This is a genomic window from Sulfitobacter sp. OXR-159, assembly GCF_034377145.1.
In the GTDB taxonomy this organism is placed as follows: domain Bacteria; phylum Pseudomonadota; class Alphaproteobacteria; order Rhodobacterales; family Rhodobacteraceae; genus Sulfitobacter.
This window is the reverse complement of sequence record NZ_CP139707.1, coordinates 1,269,246-1,285,538: the sequence shown is the minus strand read 5'-3', so window position 1 is coordinate 1,285,538 and position 16,293 is coordinate 1,269,246. Positions and strand designations below refer to the sequence as shown.

Annotated in this window: 15 protein-coding genes; 11 read left to right on the top strand and 4 right to left on the bottom strand. The window is 61.1% G+C overall.

All coding sequences use genetic code 11. The features are described 5' to 3' along the window. Positions 1–98: 98 nt before the first annotated feature. From lon to tgt, 3 genes are all read right to left on the bottom strand, one after another. Positions 99–2,510, bottom strand: coding sequence for an endopeptidase La (lon, locus tag T8A63_RS06305; protein WP_322345297.1), 2,412 nt, complete (start codon positions 2,508–2,510; stop codon positions 99–101). Between the two features lie 244 nt (positions 2,511–2,754). Then, positions 2,755–3,849, bottom strand: coding sequence for an alkene reductase (locus T8A63_RS06300; protein ID WP_322345296.1), 1,095 nt, complete (start codon positions 3,847–3,849; stop codon positions 2,755–2,757). A gap of 109 nt (positions 3,850–3,958) precedes the next feature. Continuing rightward, positions 3,959–5,086, bottom strand: coding sequence for a tRNA guanosine(34) transglycosylase Tgt (gene tgt / locus T8A63_RS06295; protein WP_322345295.1), 1,128 nt, complete (start codon positions 5,084–5,086; stop codon positions 3,959–3,961). A gap of 128 nt (positions 5,087–5,214) precedes the next feature. On the opposite strand from tgt, the gene T8A63_RS06290 reads away from it, so the two are divergent. The 10 genes from T8A63_RS06290 (at position 5,215) to tpiA (ending at position 14,253) form a co-directional block, all read left to right on the top strand. Then, positions 5,215–6,093, top strand: a complete 879-nt coding sequence (locus T8A63_RS06290) for an SPFH domain-containing protein (RefSeq protein ID WP_132444573.1) — start codon at positions 5,215–5,217, stop codon at positions 6,091–6,093. Next, positions 6,093–6,368 (top strand): NfeD family protein, encoded by a 276-nt coding sequence (locus T8A63_RS06285; RefSeq protein ID WP_300051875.1) that lies wholly within the window; start codon positions 6,093–6,095, stop codon positions 6,366–6,368. Before T8A63_RS06290 ends, T8A63_RS06285 begins: the two co-directional genes overlap by 1 nt. Before the next feature lie 72 nt (positions 6,369–6,440). Next, a complete protein-coding gene (locus T8A63_RS06280; protein WP_300051878.1) occupies positions 6,441–8,132 on the top strand; it encodes a mechanosensitive ion channel family protein in 1,692 nt (563 codons plus the stop codon). A gap of 68 nt (positions 8,133–8,200) precedes the next feature. Then, entirely contained in the window at positions 8,201–9,583 is a 1,383-nt protein-coding gene (rimK, locus tag T8A63_RS06275; RefSeq protein ID WP_322345294.1) for a 30S ribosomal protein S6--L-glutamate ligase, read from the top strand. A gap of 93 nt (positions 9,584–9,676) precedes the next feature. Further along, complete coding sequence (locus T8A63_RS06270; protein WP_067626181.1) at positions 9,677–10,039, top strand: SUF system Fe-S cluster assembly protein; 363 nt, start codon at positions 9,677–9,679, stop codon at positions 10,037–10,039. 188 nt (positions 10,040–10,227) lie between these two features. Next, entirely contained in the window at positions 10,228–11,439 is a 1,212-nt protein-coding gene (locus tag T8A63_RS06265; RefSeq protein WP_322345293.1) for a glycerophosphodiester phosphodiesterase family protein, read from the top strand. A gap of 117 nt (positions 11,440–11,556) precedes the next feature. Further along, a complete protein-coding gene (locus T8A63_RS06260) occupies positions 11,557–12,159 on the top strand; it encodes a hypothetical protein (RefSeq protein WP_322345292.1) in 603 nt (200 codons plus the stop codon). A 128-nt stretch (positions 12,160–12,287) separates the two neighbouring features. Then, positions 12,288–13,001 carry a DUF3307 domain-containing protein gene (locus T8A63_RS06255; RefSeq protein WP_067942002.1) on the top strand — a complete coding sequence of 238 codons (714 nt, stop codon included), beginning with the start codon at positions 12,288–12,290 and terminating at the stop codon, positions 12,999–13,001. A gap of 54 nt (positions 13,002–13,055) precedes the next feature. Beyond that, positions 13,056–13,418 (top strand): HesB/IscA family protein, encoded by a 363-nt coding sequence (locus tag T8A63_RS06250; protein ID WP_067265014.1) that lies wholly within the window; start codon positions 13,056–13,058, stop codon positions 13,416–13,418. Between the two features lie 85 nt (positions 13,419–13,503). Beyond that, on the top strand, positions 13,504–14,253 hold the full coding sequence (gene tpiA / locus T8A63_RS06245; RefSeq protein WP_132444533.1) for a triose-phosphate isomerase: 750 nt from the start codon (positions 13,504–13,506) through the stop codon (positions 14,251–14,253). Positions 14,254–14,292: 39 nt separating this feature from the next. Here tpiA and T8A63_RS06240 read toward each other — a convergent pair whose 3' ends face one another. After that, positions 14,293–14,754 (bottom strand): Lrp/AsnC family transcriptional regulator, encoded by a 462-nt coding sequence (locus T8A63_RS06240; protein WP_067265010.1) that lies wholly within the window; start codon positions 14,752–14,754, stop codon positions 14,293–14,295. A 144-nt stretch (positions 14,755–14,898) separates the two neighbouring features. On the opposite strand from T8A63_RS06240, the gene cysG reads away from it, so the two are divergent. Beyond that, positions 14,899–16,293 (top strand): siroheme synthase CysG, encoded by a 1,395-nt coding sequence (gene cysG / locus T8A63_RS06235; RefSeq protein WP_322345291.1) that lies wholly within the window; start codon positions 14,899–14,901, stop codon positions 16,291–16,293.

Genomic DNA, 16,293 nt, shown 5'->3' with positions numbered 1-16,293 from the left:
AAAATCGGCAGCGGTTTCGGGGAGGCCTGCACCCTTCCCCAATGAAAAACGCGCGCCTCGAAAGGCGCGCGTTGAGGTCTTAGTCCTCGGTCGCAGTATTAATGCGTGGTGGTCGCGTCCACGCCAGCGGAGCGGGCTTTCATCGCGGCAGCTTCGGCGGCTTCTTGAGCGGCCTCGTCCCAGTCAATTGCCTTCGGCTTGCTGACCAGCGCATGTTCCAACACTTCGGAGACATGGTTCACCGGAATGATGGTCAGCCCTTCTTTGACGTTGCCCGGAATATCCGGCAGGTCTTTCTCATTCTCCTGCGGGATCAGCACGGTGGTGATACCGCCGCGCAGGGCCGCGAGGAGCTTTTCCTTCAGGCCGCCGATTGGCATCGCGTTACCACGCAGAGAGACCTCGCCTGTCATGGCGATGTCGCGCCGCACGGGGATCTGCGTCAGCACCGACACGATCGAAGTCACCATCGCCAGCCCGGCCGAGGGGCCGTCTTTGGGCGTGGCACCGTCGGGGACGTGCACGTGAATATCCAGCGTGTCGAACTTCGGCGGCTTGATCCCGATCTGCGGAGAGATCGAACGGACGTAAGAGCTCGCCGCGTCGATGCTTTCCTTCATCACATCGCCAAGCTTGCCGGTGGTCTTCATCCGGCCCTTGCCCGGCAAACGCAGAGCTTCGATCTGCAACAACTCACCGCCCACGGAAGTATAGGCCAGCCCGGTGACGACACCGATCTGGTCTTTCTCTTCGGCCAAACCGAAGCGATGCTTGCGCACGCCAAGGAAGTCTTCGAGGTTGTCGCCGGTCACGGTGACGCTCTCAGCTTCCTTTTTCACGATCTTGGTCAACGACTTACGTGCCACCTTGGCGATCTCGCGCTCAAGGTTCCGCACGCCAGCCTCGCGGGTGTAGTAGCGGATCATGCCAGTCAGAGCGGAGTCCTCGATCTCGAACTCCTTCTTCTTCAGACCGTGGTTCTTAACCTGTTTGGCCACCAGATGCTGCTTGGCGATCTCGCGCTTCTCGTCCTCGGTGTAGCCGGAAAGCGGGATGATCTCCATCCGGTCCAGAAGCGGCCCGGGCATGTTGTAGCTGTTCGATGTGGTCAGGAACATCACGTTCGAGAGGTCATATTCCACCTCCAAGTAGTGGTCGACGAAGGTGCCGTTCTGTTCCGGATCAAGCACTTCGAGCATGGCCGACGCCGGATCGCCACGGAAGTCCTGCCCCATCTTGTCGATTTCATCGAGCAGGATGAGCGGGTTCGTGGTTTTCGCTTTTTTCAGCGCCTGAATGATCTTGCCGGGCATGGAGCCGATGTAGGTCCGACGGTGGCCGCGGATCTCGGACTCGTCACGCACACCACCCAGCGAGATGCGAATGAATTCGCGCCCCGTGGCCTTGGCGACCGACTTACCCAAAGATGTCTTGCCGACGCCCGGAGGGCCGACGAGGCACATGATCGGGCCTTTCATTTTGGACGAACGCTGCTGCACGGCAAGGTATTCGACGATGCGTTCCTTGACCTTATCCAGGCCATAGTGATCGTCATCCAGCACCTTTTGCGCACGGCTGAGGTCTTTCTTGACGCGCGATTTCACGCCCCATGGGATCGACAGCATCCAATCAAGATAGTTGCGCACCACGGTGGCTTCGGCAGACATCGGGCTCATGTTCTTGAGCTTTTTGATCTCGGCATCGGCCTTTTCGCGGGCTTCCTTGCTCAGCTTGGTCTCGGCCACGCGGGCTTCGAGTTCGGCCACTTCGTTCTTGCCGTCTTCGCCATCGCCGAGTTCCTGCTGAATGGCCTTCATTTGCTCATTCAGATAGTACTCGCGCTGCGTGCGCTCCATCTGGGATTTGACGCGGGTCTTGATCTTTTTCTCGACCTGCAGCACGGACATTTCGCCCTGCATCAGCCCGTAAACTTTCTCAAGCCGCTCAGAAATGCTCAGCGTTTCCAGCAGGTCCTGCTTTTGCTCGACTTCGATGCCGAGGTGCCCGGCCACGAGGTCGGCCAGACGTGCAGGTTCGGCGCTTTCGCCAACGGCGGCGAGCGCTTCTTCGGGGACGTTCTTCTTGACCTTGGCGTAGCGCTCGAACTCATCCGCCACAGTGCGCAGCAGCGCCTGTGTGGTGGCCGCATCGCCCGGCATCTCTGTCAGATACTCGGCGCGGGCCTCGAAGAAATTGTCGTTTTCAAGGTATTCGGTGATGCGCACCCGCGCTTGACCTTCGACCAGCACTTTGACGGTGCCATCGGGCAGTTTCAGCAGTTGCAGCACATTGGCCAACACACCGGCCTTGTAGATGCCAGCAGTGTCGGGATCATCCTCGGCGGGGTCGATCTGGCTCGACAGCAGGATTTGTTTGTCGTCTGCCATCACCTCTTCAAGGGCGCGGACGGATTTTTCGCGGCCAACGAAAAGCGGCACGATCATGTGGGGAAACACGACGATGTCGCGCAGCGGAAGCACCGGGTAGGATGCGTTCAGTGGCTCTAACATGCTCAATTCCTTATCTTAGCAAGACATCCGGGCCCCTGTCATAGGCGGCCTCTGACATCCCCTTTTCTGGACAGGACATGTGTGCATCCCATCCGCCTGTTTCAATCCCTTGCGGGGTATTAGGCCGCCATCATCGCGCTTCGGCGGGGTGGAGGCAAGCGCGCGTTGGGTTGATTTCGCCCCAATTCCGCGCGCCGTGGCCCGGGGCGCCGCATGGGCGCCCCGTAATTGATCCCGTAATTGATCAGGCGTCGGCCTGTTCCAGTGTCGGATAATCGGTAAAGCCTTCGCGCCCGCCCCCGTAGTAGGTATCGGTATCGCCCTCGTTCAGCGGCCCGTTCATCTGCCAACGGCGCGGCAGATCGGGGTTGGCGATGAAGGGGCGGCCCACGGCGATCAGATCGGCCTTGTCATTGCCCACGGCCTCAATCGCCATCTCACGGTCATAACCGTTGTTGGCCATATAGGGCCCCTCAAAGAGCGCGCGCAGGGCGGCGATGCTTTCGCCTTCGTCAAGCTCACGCGAGCCGCCCGTCGCACCTTCGACGAGGTGCAGATAAGAGAGGTTGTAGCGGTTCAGCCCTTTGACGACATATTCAAACGTCTCCTGCGGGTTGGCGTCTTCGATCCCATTGGCGGGCGAGAAGGGCGAGAGCCGCAGGCCGACACGTTCACCGCCCCAGACCTTTGTCACAGCATCCAGCACTTCGAACAGCAACCGCGCGCGGTTTTCCAGACTGCCGCCATAGGCGTCATCGCGTTTGTTGCTTCCGGTTTTCAGGAATTGGTCCAGCAGATAGCCATTGGCCCCATGCACCTCGACCCCGTCGAAACCGGCCTTTTTGGCCATTTCGGCGGCATGGGCGTAGTCCGCGACCAGACGCGGCATCTCATCCAAATCCAGCGCGCGCGGCTCTGAAGTATCCTCAAACCCGTTGGCGGTAAAGGTTTTTACCCCCGCCGCGATGGCCGAGGGTGCGACAGGCTTGCCGCCCTCGGGCTGCAGGGAGGTATGGCTGATCCGGCCCACGTGCCACAGTTGGATCACGATGCGCCCACCTTCGGAATGCACCGCATCGGTCACTTTGCGCCATGCGGCGACTTGGCCTTCGGTATGGATGCCGGGGGTTTGGAAGTACCCTTTGCCCTCGGGGCTGATCTGTGTGGCTTCGGTGATGATGATGCCCGCTCCCGCGCGCTGGCGGTAATACTCGACATGCATGTCCGAGACTTCGCCAGTCTCGTTATCTGCACGGTTGCGGGTCAGCGGGGCCATCACCAGACGGTTGTCGGCCACAATCTCACCGGCGGTGAAGGGGGTAAATAGCTTCTCGGTCATATTCGGGCCTTTCCTTGCAATAGACTGTGCAAGGGCACCTAAGACCCTGCCGCAATGCAGCAAGGACCGTCAGCACAATTTCGCGTGAGAATACGCCGCCGCCCTGCCCTTAAAGCGGGTCGATATCGCCCTGCTCGCGCCCTGCGTGGAAGTCTGCCTGCCACTGGGTAAACCGCCCCGCCGCGATGGCCTCGCGCATGCCCGCCATGATGTCTTGGTAGTATTGCAGGTTGTGCCATGTCAGCAGCATCGACGAGATGATCTCTTGGCTGCGGAAAACATGGTGCAGATAGGCGCGAGAGTAGTTCTGACAGGCCGGACAGCTGCAATTTTCATCGAGAGGGCGCGGATCGTCCATGTGCCGCGCGTTCTTGATGTTGAGCACGCCCATCCGGGTGAACACCTGCCCCGTCCGGCCCGACCGGCTGGGCAACACGCAGTCCATCATATCAATGCCCCGCGCCACGGCGCCCACGATATCGTCAGGCTTGCCCACGCCCATCAGGTAACGCGGTTTGTCTTCGGGCAGCATGTCGGTGGCGAAATCGAGCGTAGAGAACATCGCCTGCTGCCCCTCCCCCACGGCCAGACCGCCGACGGCATAGCCGTCAAAACCGATCTCGCGCAGCGCCTCGGCGCTCTCTTGGCGAAAGTCTTGCTCAAGCCCGCCCTGCTGGATGCCGAAAAGCATGTGATCGGGCCGATCTCCAAAAGCCTCCCGGCTGCGCTTGGCCCAACGCATCGACAGGCGCATGCTTTCGGCAATGCGGTCGCGGTCGGCGGGCAGCGCGGGGCATTCGTCGAAACACATGACGATGTCGGAGCCAAGCAGTTCCTGAATCTCCATCGAACGTTCCGGCGTGATTTCATGTTTTGAGCCGTCGATATGGCTTTTGAAGGTCACGCCACGCTCGGTCAGCTTGCGCAGCCCGGCAAGGCTCATCACTTGAAAGCCGCCACTGTCCGTCAGGATCGGCCTGTCCCAGTTCATGAATTTATGCAGCCCGCCCAAGGCGGCCACACGTTCCGCCGTGGGGCGCAGCATCAGATGGTAGGTGTTGCCCAGCAGGATATCTGCGCCCGTCGAGGCCACGCTTTCGGGCATCATCGCCTTGACCGTCGCCGCCGTGCCCACGGGCATGAAGGCGGGCGTGCGGATCTCGCCGCGCGGGGTCTGGATCACGCCGCTGCGTGCCTTGCCGTCCTGCGCGTGTTTGGTAAATCCGGTGCTGGTCATACTCTGGCCCTCTCTGGCTGCGACTGGCGCGATAAACCAGTGGCGAGAAACATGCAATAAAGGTAAAATAGCGAGGATTGCGTAAAAATGATATCATTCAAAGGATTACGGCCTTGCCCCTCGAAGACATGCTGATCGGCCTTTTGGAGAATAACCTCGCTTGGCTTTTGCTTGCCCTGCTGGTCGTGATCCTTATCCTGAAATCGGTCAAGATCGTCCCGCAATCCGAACAGCATGTGATTGAACGCTTTGGCCGTCTGCGTGCGGTCTTGGGGCCGGGGATCAATATGATCGTGCCGTTTATCGATCATGTGGCGCATAAAATCTCGATCCTAGAGCGGCAGTTGCCTACCGCCAGCCAAGACGCCATCACCCGCGACAACGTGCTGGTGCAGGTCGATACCTCGGTGTTTTACCGCATCACCGAGCCGGAAAAGACCGTTTACCGCATCCGCAACGTGGACAGCGCAATCTCAACCACCGTGGCGGGGATCGTCCGGGCCGAGATCGGCAAGATGGACCTCGACGAGGTGCAAGCCAACCGCAGCCAGTTGATCACCACGATAAAAGCCAGCGTCGAAGATGCCGTGGACAGTTGGGGCATCGAAGTGACCCGAGCCGAAATACTGGACGTGAACCTAGATGCCGCCACCCGCGCCGCCATGATGCAACAGCTCAACGCCGAACGCGCCCGCCGCGCACAGGTGACAGAGGCCGAGGGCAAGAAACGCGCCGTGGAACTGGCCGCCGAGGCCGAGCTTTACGCATCTGAGCAGACCGCCAAGGCGCGGCGCATTCTGGCCGATGCCGAAGCCTATGCCACCCAAGTCGTCGCCACGGCGATCAACGAAAACGGGCTCGACGCCGCGCATTACCAAATCGCGCTGAAACAGGTCGATGCGCTGAATGCCATGGGCAAGGGCGCGGGCAGTCAGACCATCCTTGTCCCCGCGCAGGCGTTAGAGGCCTTTGGCGATGCTTTCAAACTGCTCAGAGGGAAAGGCTGATGGCGGCTTGGCTGGCACTCTGGTGGGTCTGGGTCTGCGCGGCCTTGGCCCTTGGGGTGATTGAGCTTTTGCTGCCCGGTTCGATCTTCCTTGGCTTCGCGCTCGGCGCGCTTGGCATGGCGGTGGTGGTTGCATTTTGGGCACCGGCCAATGTGGCCTTGATGCTGGCAATCTTTGCGGTTCTGTCGCTCATCGCTTGGCTGGTTCTGCGGGCGGTTTTCAAACGGCAGTCCAGCGGCGCGCGGATCGTCACCCGTGACATCAACGAAAACTAAACGCCCGCAAATGGCATGAACAAGCGTGGCGCAGCCTTGAATTGCCCGAACCCCCGCTACATTGCGCTATCCATGCAGCGGCTTGCCCTACTCTCACGCGCTTTCGCGTCTGTAATTCCTCGTTTTCTGGGGGCCTTTGTGCTGGCGCTGGCAATGCTCGCTGCCGCCGCCTCCGGACAGGCGCAAGAGGCATGGTTTGAAACGACCGAGCTGAACCCCGGCCTGCCGCCCCCGCCCGAGACACTGGACCGGGGCACGCCGATGGCCGCGCTGGAAAGCTTCATTTACCTGACGGACAATGGCCACTACTCCGACGCGGCGCATATCCTTGACTTGTCGGACCTGCCCCAAGCCGATCAGGCCGTCATCGGGACTGAACGCGCCTTTCAGCTTTCGGTCTTGATGGAGCGCAAGGTCGTCGTGCCATGGCGCAAACTGGCGGACCGGCCCGACGGTTGGCTCTCTGGCTCGGCCGAGGATAACGACACCGGGCGCGTGCGCCGCTCGCTGCTGATCGACCGGTTAGAGCTGGGCGGCCATGATGTGCCTTTGCGGCTCAACCGGATCAAACCCGGAGAGGACGCCGAGCCCGTCTGGGTCTTCTCGCGCCAGAGCATTGACAACATTCCCCATCTTCACGCGCAATACGGGCCGACGGAGCTTGAGACGATGTTGCCCGACTGGCTGCGCATCCGCGCCTTTTGGGGCATGTATCTTTGGGAAGTGCTGTTTTTGCCCCTGCTCGTGGTGGGGGCCCTGATGGCTGGCTGGTTCGCCTTTGGCATCATGCGCCGTCTGGGCGAAGTGGCCAAACGGCGCTGGATGCGCTTTATGCTGCGGTCCTTCCGCTGGCCTGCTGCCATCGTGCTTTGCGCCGCGATCATCGGCACGGCCACCAGCCGCGTGCTGGTGGTATCCGGCTTCATCGACGCGGTGCTCAGTCCGATCTTGCTGATCGCCTATGTGACCGCAGGCACCCTCGCCATCGTCTTTACCTTTGACGAGATTTTCGACCGGATCAGCCCCAACAACGCCTATGAGCTTGCCGACCCGATGAACGCGCATATGCGGTCCATTGCCACCACAATCGCCGCTGCCCGCAAAGGGGTGATCGTGATCGCGGTGCTGGTGGCCTCTGGCGTGATCTTGGTCTCAAGCAATGCGGACAACACTCTTGGCCTGTCGCTGCTAGCCTCTGCCGGTGCGGTGACCATCGTACTGGGTTTCGCCGCGCGTGAGGTTCTGGGCAATATCCTTGCCTCCATCCAGATCGCGCTGAACCGTTCCGCCCGGATTGGCGACCAGCTGATCTTTGAGGGGCATTTTTGCACGGTAGAGCGGATCCACTTCACCTACGTGCAACTTTTGAACTGGAACGGTACCCGTCTGATCGTTCCGGTCAGCTATTTCGTCTCTGATGCGTTTGAGAATTGGTCGATCGAGGACCACGCCATGGTACGCCCCATCATCCTGACCCTGTCGCAGAATGCCGATGTGGCGGCGCTGCGCCGGGTGTTCTTTAATCTTTTGGCCCAAGAAGACCCCAATGACGTCAAACCGATGGACAAGGCCAAGGTCCATGTGCTTGAGCAAGACGCATTCGGCATCAAAGTTCGCTTTGAACTGCCCACCGACAATGCGGCGACCTTTTGGGACATCGAATGCCGGGTGCGCGAAGAACTCCTCGCCGCCGCGGCGCGGATGGAGAAAGAAGACGACGTCCGCATGTTGCCCCCCGCCCCCGCGGATATGGGCAAACCGTAACACAGCATCGCTTGAAGCGATCCCTGCCGCAGGTTAGGCAGGCAGACCAATCACCCAAGGAGCAGGCAATGGATAAACTGACATTCGGCTGGGAAGAATGGGTGGCCCTGCCCGATCTTGGCCTTCCCGCGATCAAGGCCAAGGTTGACACCGGCGCGCGCACCTCAGCGCTGCATGCCCACGATATTGAGGTTTTCGGCCCCGCCTCCAAGCCCAAGGTCCGTTTTAACGTGCATCCGATCTCGGGGCGCGATGATATTTCCATCACCTGCTCTGCGCCGCTCATTGACCGGCGCGAGGTCACCTCCTCCAACGGCGAATCCGAGCATCGTTTCGTGATCGCGACCACGATTGAAGTGAACGGCCAAAGCTGGCCCATCGACGTGACCCTGACCAACCGCGCGAGCATGACCAGCCGCATGTTGCTGGGCCGTCAGGCGCTGACCGAGCACATCAACATCTCGGCGACAGAGCGGCGTTTGCAGCCGGACCTGAACTATGACGTTTACCACACCGCCAGCCTGCGCCACACCGCACCACAGCGTGCCCTGCGCATCGCGGTGCTCAGCCGCGAAGACAATTACTCGACCCGCCGTCTGGTCGAGGTCGGAGAGGCCCGCGGCCATGTGGTTGAGGTGATCGATACCACGCGCTGCTATATGGCGATCAACCAACTGGCCCCCGAAGTGCATTACGACGGCAAGCGCCTGCCCCGCTATGACGCCGTGATCCCGCGCATCGGCGCGTCGATCACCCCCTATGGCACCGCCGTGATCCGCCAGTTCGAGACGATTGGCACCTATTGCGTCAACGGCTCTGCCGGGATCACCGCCAGCCGCGACAAACTGCACGCGCATCAGGTTTTGGCGGCGAAAAAGATCGGCATGCCGACCACGGCTTTTGCCGCCTCGCCCAAGGATACCTCAAACCTGATGGCATTGGTGGGCACTGCGCCGCTGATCGTGAAACTACTGGAATCGACCCAAGGCAAGGGCGTCGTGCTGGCCGAAACCAAGAAAGCTGCCGAGAGCGTCATCGACGCCTTCCGCGGCCTGCGCGCCAACTTTCTCGTGCAGGATTTCGTCAAGGAAGCCGCCGGCGAAGATATCCGTTGCCTCGTGGTGGCGGGCAAGGTTGTCGCCTCCATGAAACGCACCGGGGCGGAGGGCGACTTCCGCTCGAACCTGCACCGGGGCGGTTCGGCCAAGGTCGTCCGCATCTCGAAAGAGGAACGCGACACCGCCGTGCGCGCCGCGCGGGCCTTTGGCCTTGGCATCGCCGGGGTCGATCTGCTGCGTTCGGAAAGCGGCCCAAAGGTGCTTGAGGTCAACTCCTCCCCCGGGTTCGAAGGGATCGAGAACGCCACCAAGAAAGACATCGTCGGCAAGGTCTATGATGAGATCGAAGCCCGCGTGAAGCCGCAACCTGCGCGGCGTCGCAGGGGGGGCTGACCGGGGCGGCCCTTCGCCCTCAGGGCGTCGGGCCACTTTACGCCCCGCCCCGCAATCCCTATATAAAACGTCGAGAATGATGCGAGGCAAGAGATGACCGAACAGACCCAACCGCTCGAAGGGACACCGCTGATTGCGCCCTCTTCCACCGACCACCCGCTTTATGAGCAGGTCGTCGAGGCGTGTCGCACGGTCTATGACCCTGAAATCCCTGTGAATATCTATGAACTGGGGTTGATCTACACGATCGACATCAACGCCGAAAACGAAGTGGACATCAAGATGTCGCTGACCGCGCCCGGTTGCCCCGTCGCGGGTGAAATGCCCGGATGGGTCGCCGATGCGGTCGAACCGATTGCGGGGGTCAAGCAGGTCGATGTGGCGCTGGTTTGGGAACCGCCTTGGGGCATGGACATGATGTCTGATGAAGCCCGGCTTGAACTGGGCTTCATGTAAGTCACAGTTTCGCAGAGCGAACAATAAACGCCGTCGATGCAGGTCATCGGCGGTGTTTTTCTTTGGCCGCGTTCCACGGAATGGGGGCGCGCCGGATTGTTCATTCGACTGACATGATCCGGTCGTGAAACCGTTACACAGCCCCCCCATAGAAGCGCCCAGAACTTCATTCACGAACGGATAACATTATGCGAACCCTTGTTTCTCTCGCCGCTCTGGCCCTCGCGCCCGGCATGGCGTTGGCCGATGCTCATTCTGCAGCGACACCGGTCGAATACGGCCCCCGCCCCGCCTATCTGGTGGATAAGCTGCCCGAGGGCGACCTGAAGGACAAGCTGGCCTCTTGCATGGGTCAAGACGCCGCCAAGTCCGATTTCTCCATCGGGCACCGGGGCGCGCCGCTGATGTTTCCCGAACACACCGTGCAATCCAATGTCGCCGCCGCGCGCATGGGTGCAGGCATTCTGGAATGCGACGTAACCTTCACTGCCGATCATGAATTGGTCTGCCGCCACGCGCAGAACGATCTGCACACCACCACGAACATCCTCGTCTCTGATCTGGCCGAGAAATGCACCACCGGCTTTACCGCTGCGTCGGGCGACACGCCAGCCAGCGCCGAATGCCGTACCTCCGACATCACCTTGGCAGAGTTCCGCACCCTGACGCCCAAGATGGACAGTGCCGACACGACCGCCACCACCGCCGAAGATTATCAGGGCGGCGTCGCGAATTGGCGCACCGAGCTTTACAGCGACAAAGCCGATCTGATGACCCATGCGGAATCGATCGAACTGTTCAAATCCTTGGGCGCCAAATTCACGCCTGAGCTGAAATCCCCTTCTGTCGAGATGCCCCATGACGGTTTCTCTCAGGAAGACTACGCGCAGAAACTGGTTGATGAATATGTCGCTGCGGGCATCCCGGCCTCTGACGTTTGGCCGCAGTCCTTCAACCTTGACGATGTGCTCTACTGGGTTGAGAACACACCCGAATTCGGAAAACAGGCTGTTTATCTGGTACAATGGTCCGACGGTTTCGATGAGCAGAACCCCGAGACATGGGCCGAAAACTTCGCTGATCTGAAAGCCAAGGGCGTGAACTACCTCGCCCCCTCGCTCAACATGATGCTGACCAACAAAGAGGGCGAAATTGCTGGCTCCGATTACGCCATGGCCGCGAAAGAAGCAGGCCTGACCCTGATCGCTTGGACACTGGAGCGTTCCGGCCCGCTGGCCACCGGTGGCGGTTGGTACTTCCAGTCGGTCAACGATGTTGTGAAAGACGACAGCGACTATCTGGTGGCGCTGGATGTGCTGGCCCAAGACGTGGGCGTGGCCGGTGTCTTCTCCGATTGGCCCGCGACCGTGACCTATTACGCGAACTGCATGGGCCTCTGATCCGCGCCGCGCATTGGATCACCCTCAGGGCCGCCCCATCTCGGGCGGCCCTTTTCGTTGGCCGGGCTTGCATGGATTTCGCCTTCCTGCGACATTGCGGGAAACAAGGGGCAAGCCATGGAAACTTGGGCAATTTTTACCGGAGATATCGTGAAATCCTCCGCGATGAGCCGGGCGGAGTTGGATGCTGTTTTCGCGCGTCTCGAAGACGCCGCCGAGGCCCTGACGACATGGCAAGGCCAGCCCGCCCGCATGACCCGCTTTCGCGGTGACGGCTGGCAAATGGCCGTGGTGCCAAAGTTCACCCTCCGCGCGGCCCTCGTTCTACGCGCCGCCGTGCGCCGCTGCGGCAAGACCGCAGACACCCGCTTTGGCATCGGAATAGGCGAGGCGCATTTCGCAGGCGACGATCTCTCTCGCGCCGATGGCGCGGCGCTGGTTCGTTCCGGTCACGCCCTCGACGCCATGCCCCGCGCGCGGCGCATGAATGCCCCGGATGCCCCGCTTGCGTTGCGTGCAGCCCTCCCCCTCGCCGACCGGATCGCAACCGGTTGGACCAAGCGCCAAGCCGATGTCGCCTACTACATGCTGGCCCCTGAGCCGCCCGTGCAAGCAGATCTCGCGCAGCGGTTTGAGCTGACGCAGCAGAGTGTCCAGGGCCATGTAGACGCGGCGGGGATAGATGAGTTGCGAGAGGTTTGCGACGTGCTAGAGGAGTAAAAACAACCTAATAGAGCTGTTATTAACTATTACAGCCAAATATGCCTGTATTTATTCTTGAGAAAAACCCTTGCCACAGCCCGCTGCGGCTTTTCAAATAACAACCACCCCCAACAGCCGGACCCCTCATGACCGAACAGGCCATCGCCACCGCCCTCGCTTGCCTGCTTGCCCATCTAATGGCGGATTTCGTGTTTCAGACCAACGCGATGGTCGCCGCCAAACGCAAACCCCACATACTTCTACTGCACGGTGTCATTGTCTTTGCCGCGACTGCGATGGCCCTCGGCGGCAGTCTCCTCCCAGTTGGCCTTCTCGCCCTCGCCCATGTCGGGATTGATGCAGTCAAAACCTACGCCGTTCCCGAGCAGCATCGCGAGCGGCTCTGGCCCTACCTCAGCGATCAAGCCGCCCATCTTGCGACCATCGCGGTCTTCACCCTTTATACTCCAGATGCTTTTGCCAGTGGCCTCTGGGCTGCTCAGAGCACAACGCTTATTCCGCCTGCCCTCTTCCTTGCGGGGCTGATCACCGCCACCCTTGCAGGCGGGCCTGCGGTAGGCGGCTTGATGTTGCCCCACAAAGCGCAGGCTCAGCCCGACGGCTTGGAGAACGCAGGCAGGGTCATTGGTCTGCTGGAACGCGCGCTTATCTTTCTGATGGTCATGATCGGCGAGCCTACGGGCATCGGATTTCTCATCGCGGCAAAGTCGATCCTGCGCTTTGACACAGTGAAAAAGAACCAGAAAATAAGCGAATACGTCATCATCGGGACGCTGGCTTCTTTCGGTTGGGCGCTCATCGTGGCCTTTGCTACGCTGGCGGCAATGAATTCCCTTTGACGGCTTGAGATCACCGCCCCGCATCCCTATCTTGGCCGCATAGGAGAATTTGACATGTTTGGCATTCCCGGCAAGCAAGCCGTCACCATGACCCCCAAAGCCGCTGGCCAGATTGCAAAACTGATGCAATCGGCGGGCCACGCAGGGCTGCGCATTGGCGTCAAAAAAGGCGGCTGTGCGGGGATGGAATACACCATGGAATACGTCGAAGCGACCGACCCCAACGATGAGGTGGTTGAGCAAGACGGCGCGCGGGTGATGATCGCACCGATGGCGCAGATGTTCCTCTTTGGCACCGAAATCGACTATGAGACAACGCTGCTCGAGTCCGGTTTCAAGTTCCGCAATCCCAATGTGACCGAAGCCTGCGGCTGCGGGGAATCCATCAAGTTCGACGAGAGCTTGGGCGCGAAGTAAGCGCGCCCGTCAGGCTCACGGTCTTGACGAAAGGCAGCGGGCCTGCGAACTGATCTAGCAATATCAACAGATCAGGACGGATCCGATGCGCCCCAAAATCGCCGCCGGCAACTGGAAGATGAACGGCACCGCCGCCTCTTTGGCAGAGCTTCACAGCCTTGCCACCGGCCTGCCCGAAAACCCGCCGCAGGTCGTGATCTGCCCGCCCAGCACATTGCTGTTCCGCGCCACTGACGCCACCCACGGCAGCCCGATCCAAATCGGTGCGCAGGATTGCCATACCGAAGGCGCAGGCGCCTATACGGGTGACATCTCCGCCACGATGGTCGCCGACAGCGGCGCCACCCATGTGATCCTCGGCCATTCAGAGCGCCGCGATGCCCACCGGGAAACCGACGCCGACGTCCAGGCCAAGACCTGTGCCGCCTGGGCCGCGGGTCTCACCGCCATCGTCTGCATTGGCGAGAGCGAGGCCGAGCGGGACGCTGATCAAACGCTCGACGTCATCGGCGGGCAACTCGACGGCTCCCTCCCCGATGCGGTTGATGCGGAAAATACCGTGATCGCCTATGAGCCCATCTGGGCCATTGGCACCGGTAAAGTGCCCAGCATCGCACAGATCAAAGAAGTACATGACTTCATCCGCACGCGCCTGATCGATCGTTTCGGTGCAGAGATCGGCAATGCGCTTCCCCTGCTCTACGGCGGCTCGGTCAAGGCCGCGAATGCTGTCGAGATTTTCGCGGTGGAAAACGTCGACGGCGCGCTTGTGGGTGGGGCCAGCCTCAAGGCCGAAGACTTCGCGCCCATCGTGGCAGCACTCGCGCAGTCCTGAAGACAACCGGGGCGGGCTGTGATGCCCCGCCCCGCGTTCTTAAAGCGGCAGCATCGTCGTTGATTTGATCTCTTCCATCGACAAAAGCGCCGTGACGTTATGCACCTTCACCTCTGAGATCAGTGCCTGATAGAACACGTCATAGGCCCGCGCGTTCTTGACCCGCACTTTCAGGATATAATCGATATCCCCTGCCAAACGGTGCGCTTCCTGCACCTCGGGCCGGTCTTTCAACGCCTGCAAAAACGCCGCCTGCCACGCCGCCTCATGCTCTGACGTGCGGATCAGAACGAAAAAGCACGCCTCGAATCCAAGTGCCTCTGAATCAAGCACAACCGTCTGCTGGCCAATCACCCCGGCCTCGCGCAATTTGCGGATCCGATTCCACACGGGCGTCTTCGAAGAGCCTACTTCGCGGGCGATATCGTCCAGCGATTGGCTCGCATCCCGTTGCAGCTGCGCCAAAATCTTCCGGTCGGTCTCATCAATTCGGACAGTCATTCTCTTCTCTCTCGTCCCGGCAGGACGTTCATACTCCACCTACGGCCATAGCGAACACATGTTCTTATCTGCGCCAGCAACTAGCCAATTATCGGGAATATTTCCTATATAAGAGGTCACGTCAAACAGAATACAGGGCGCATCATGGATCACTTTCCCATCTTCCTCGCCACGAGCGAGCAAAAGATCCTCCTTTCCGGCGGCGGCGAAGCGGCGCTGGCCAAGTTGCGCCTGCTGATGAAGACCAAAGCTGCGCTGCATATCTTTGCGCCCGACCCCGCGCCAGAGCTTGTCGAATGGCAGGCGGCGGGCAAGCTGACCCTGCACCGCCGCGCCCTCACTGCCACCGACCTGCCCGGTGCACTATTGTTCTACGCAGCCGATGAAGATGACGCGCTGGATGCCGAGAATGCAGCCCTTGCCCGCGCGGCGGGCGTATTGATGAACATCGTCGACAACCTGCATGATAGCCAGTTCATCACCCCCGCCATCGTCGACCGTGACCCGGTGACCGTGGCCATCGGCACCGAAGGCGCCGCCCCGGTGCTGGCCCGCGCCATCAAAGCCGACTTGGAAGAGCGTCTGCCCGTCACCCTTGGCCCGCTCGCGCGGATCGGCAAAGGCTTTCGCAAGCTGGCCGACGCCCTGCCCATGGGCCGGGCGCGCCGCGATTTCTGGCGTGAGTATTACTTCGCCACTGGCCCCCGCGCCATGGCCGAAGGCAAGGATAGCGTGCGCCCGGCGTTGAAAGACCTGTTGCAGACCCACCTCGCCCGCGAAGCCCGCGACGGTCATGTGGCTTTCGTTGGCGGCGGCCCCGGCGATCCGGAACTGCTGACGCTCAAAGCTCGCCGCGCGCTGGATGAGGCCGACGTGGTGATCTACGACCGCCTGATCAGCCCCGAAATCCTCGAACTCGCCCGCCGCGAAGCGCTGATGATCGACGTGGGCAAAGAGGGCTTTGGCCCCTCCACGGCCCAAGAGCACATCAACGCCCTGCTGGTCGAGCACGCCCAAAGCGGCGCACAGGTCGTGCGGCTGAAATCCGGCGATGCCACCGTCTTTGGCCGCCTTGACGAAGAGATCGACGCGGTCGACGCCCATGGCATCGGCTGGCACATCGTGCCCGGCATCACCGCCGCCTCCGCCGCTGTGGCGGGCATCGGTCAAAGCCTGACCAAACGGGGCCGCAATGCCTCGGTCCGCTTCCTGACCGGGCACGACATGAAAGGCTTCGCCGATCACGACTGGGCCGCGCTCGCCCGCCCGAATGAGGTCGCCGCGATCTATATGGGTAAGAAATCCGCCCGCTTTGTCCAAGGCCGCCTGCTGATGCACGGCGCCGACCGCGCCACGCCCGTCACCGTGATCGAAAACGCCTCGCGCGCCGATCAGCGGGTGGTGTCCACCACGCTCAACGATCTGCCGCGCGATCTGGCCGATGCTGAAATGACCGGCCCCGCGCTTACCTTCTACGGCCTCGCCCCGCGCGCCGCCGTCCAAGCTGCCACCCAAACCCCGCTAGAGGAGCTGGCCTGA

Excerpts from the sequence above, each read along its gene's own strand:
- lon (WP_322345297.1), bottom strand. The coding sequence starts at position 2,510 with ATGTTAGAGCCACTGAACGCATCCTACCCGGTGCTTCCGCTGCGCGAC.
- T8A63_RS06300 (WP_322345296.1), bottom strand. The coding sequence starts at position 3,849 with ATGACCGAGAAGCTATTTACCCCCTTCACCGCCGGTGAGATTGTGGCC.
- tgt (WP_322345295.1), bottom strand. The coding sequence starts at position 5,086 with ATGACCAGCACCGGATTTACCAAACACGCGCAGGACGGCAAGGCACGC.
- T8A63_RS06290 (WP_132444573.1), top strand. The coding sequence starts at position 5,215 with ATGCTGATCGGCCTTTTGGAGAATAACCTCGCTTGGCTTTTGCTTGCC.
- T8A63_RS06285 (WP_300051875.1), top strand. The coding sequence starts at position 6,093 with ATGGCGGCTTGGCTGGCACTCTGGTGGGTCTGGGTCTGCGCGGCCTTG.
- T8A63_RS06280 (WP_300051878.1), top strand. The coding sequence starts at position 6,441 with ATGCAGCGGCTTGCCCTACTCTCACGCGCTTTCGCGTCTGTAATTCCT.
- rimK (WP_322345294.1), top strand. The coding sequence starts at position 8,201 with ATGGATAAACTGACATTCGGCTGGGAAGAATGGGTGGCCCTGCCCGAT.
- T8A63_RS06270 (WP_067626181.1), top strand. The coding sequence starts at position 9,677 with ATGACCGAACAGACCCAACCGCTCGAAGGGACACCGCTGATTGCGCCC.
- T8A63_RS06265 (WP_322345293.1), top strand. The coding sequence starts at position 10,228 with ATGCGAACCCTTGTTTCTCTCGCCGCTCTGGCCCTCGCGCCCGGCATG.
- T8A63_RS06260 (WP_322345292.1), top strand. The coding sequence starts at position 11,557 with ATGGAAACTTGGGCAATTTTTACCGGAGATATCGTGAAATCCTCCGCG.
- T8A63_RS06255 (WP_067942002.1), top strand. The coding sequence starts at position 12,288 with ATGACCGAACAGGCCATCGCCACCGCCCTCGCTTGCCTGCTTGCCCAT.
- T8A63_RS06250 (WP_067265014.1), top strand. The coding sequence starts at position 13,056 with ATGTTTGGCATTCCCGGCAAGCAAGCCGTCACCATGACCCCCAAAGCC.
- tpiA (WP_132444533.1), top strand. The coding sequence starts at position 13,504 with ATGCGCCCCAAAATCGCCGCCGGCAACTGGAAGATGAACGGCACCGCC.
- T8A63_RS06240 (WP_067265010.1), bottom strand. The coding sequence starts at position 14,754 with ATGACTGTCCGAATTGATGAGACCGACCGGAAGATTTTGGCGCAGCTG.
- cysG (WP_322345291.1), top strand. The coding sequence starts at position 14,899 with ATGGATCACTTTCCCATCTTCCTCGCCACGAGCGAGCAAAAGATCCTC.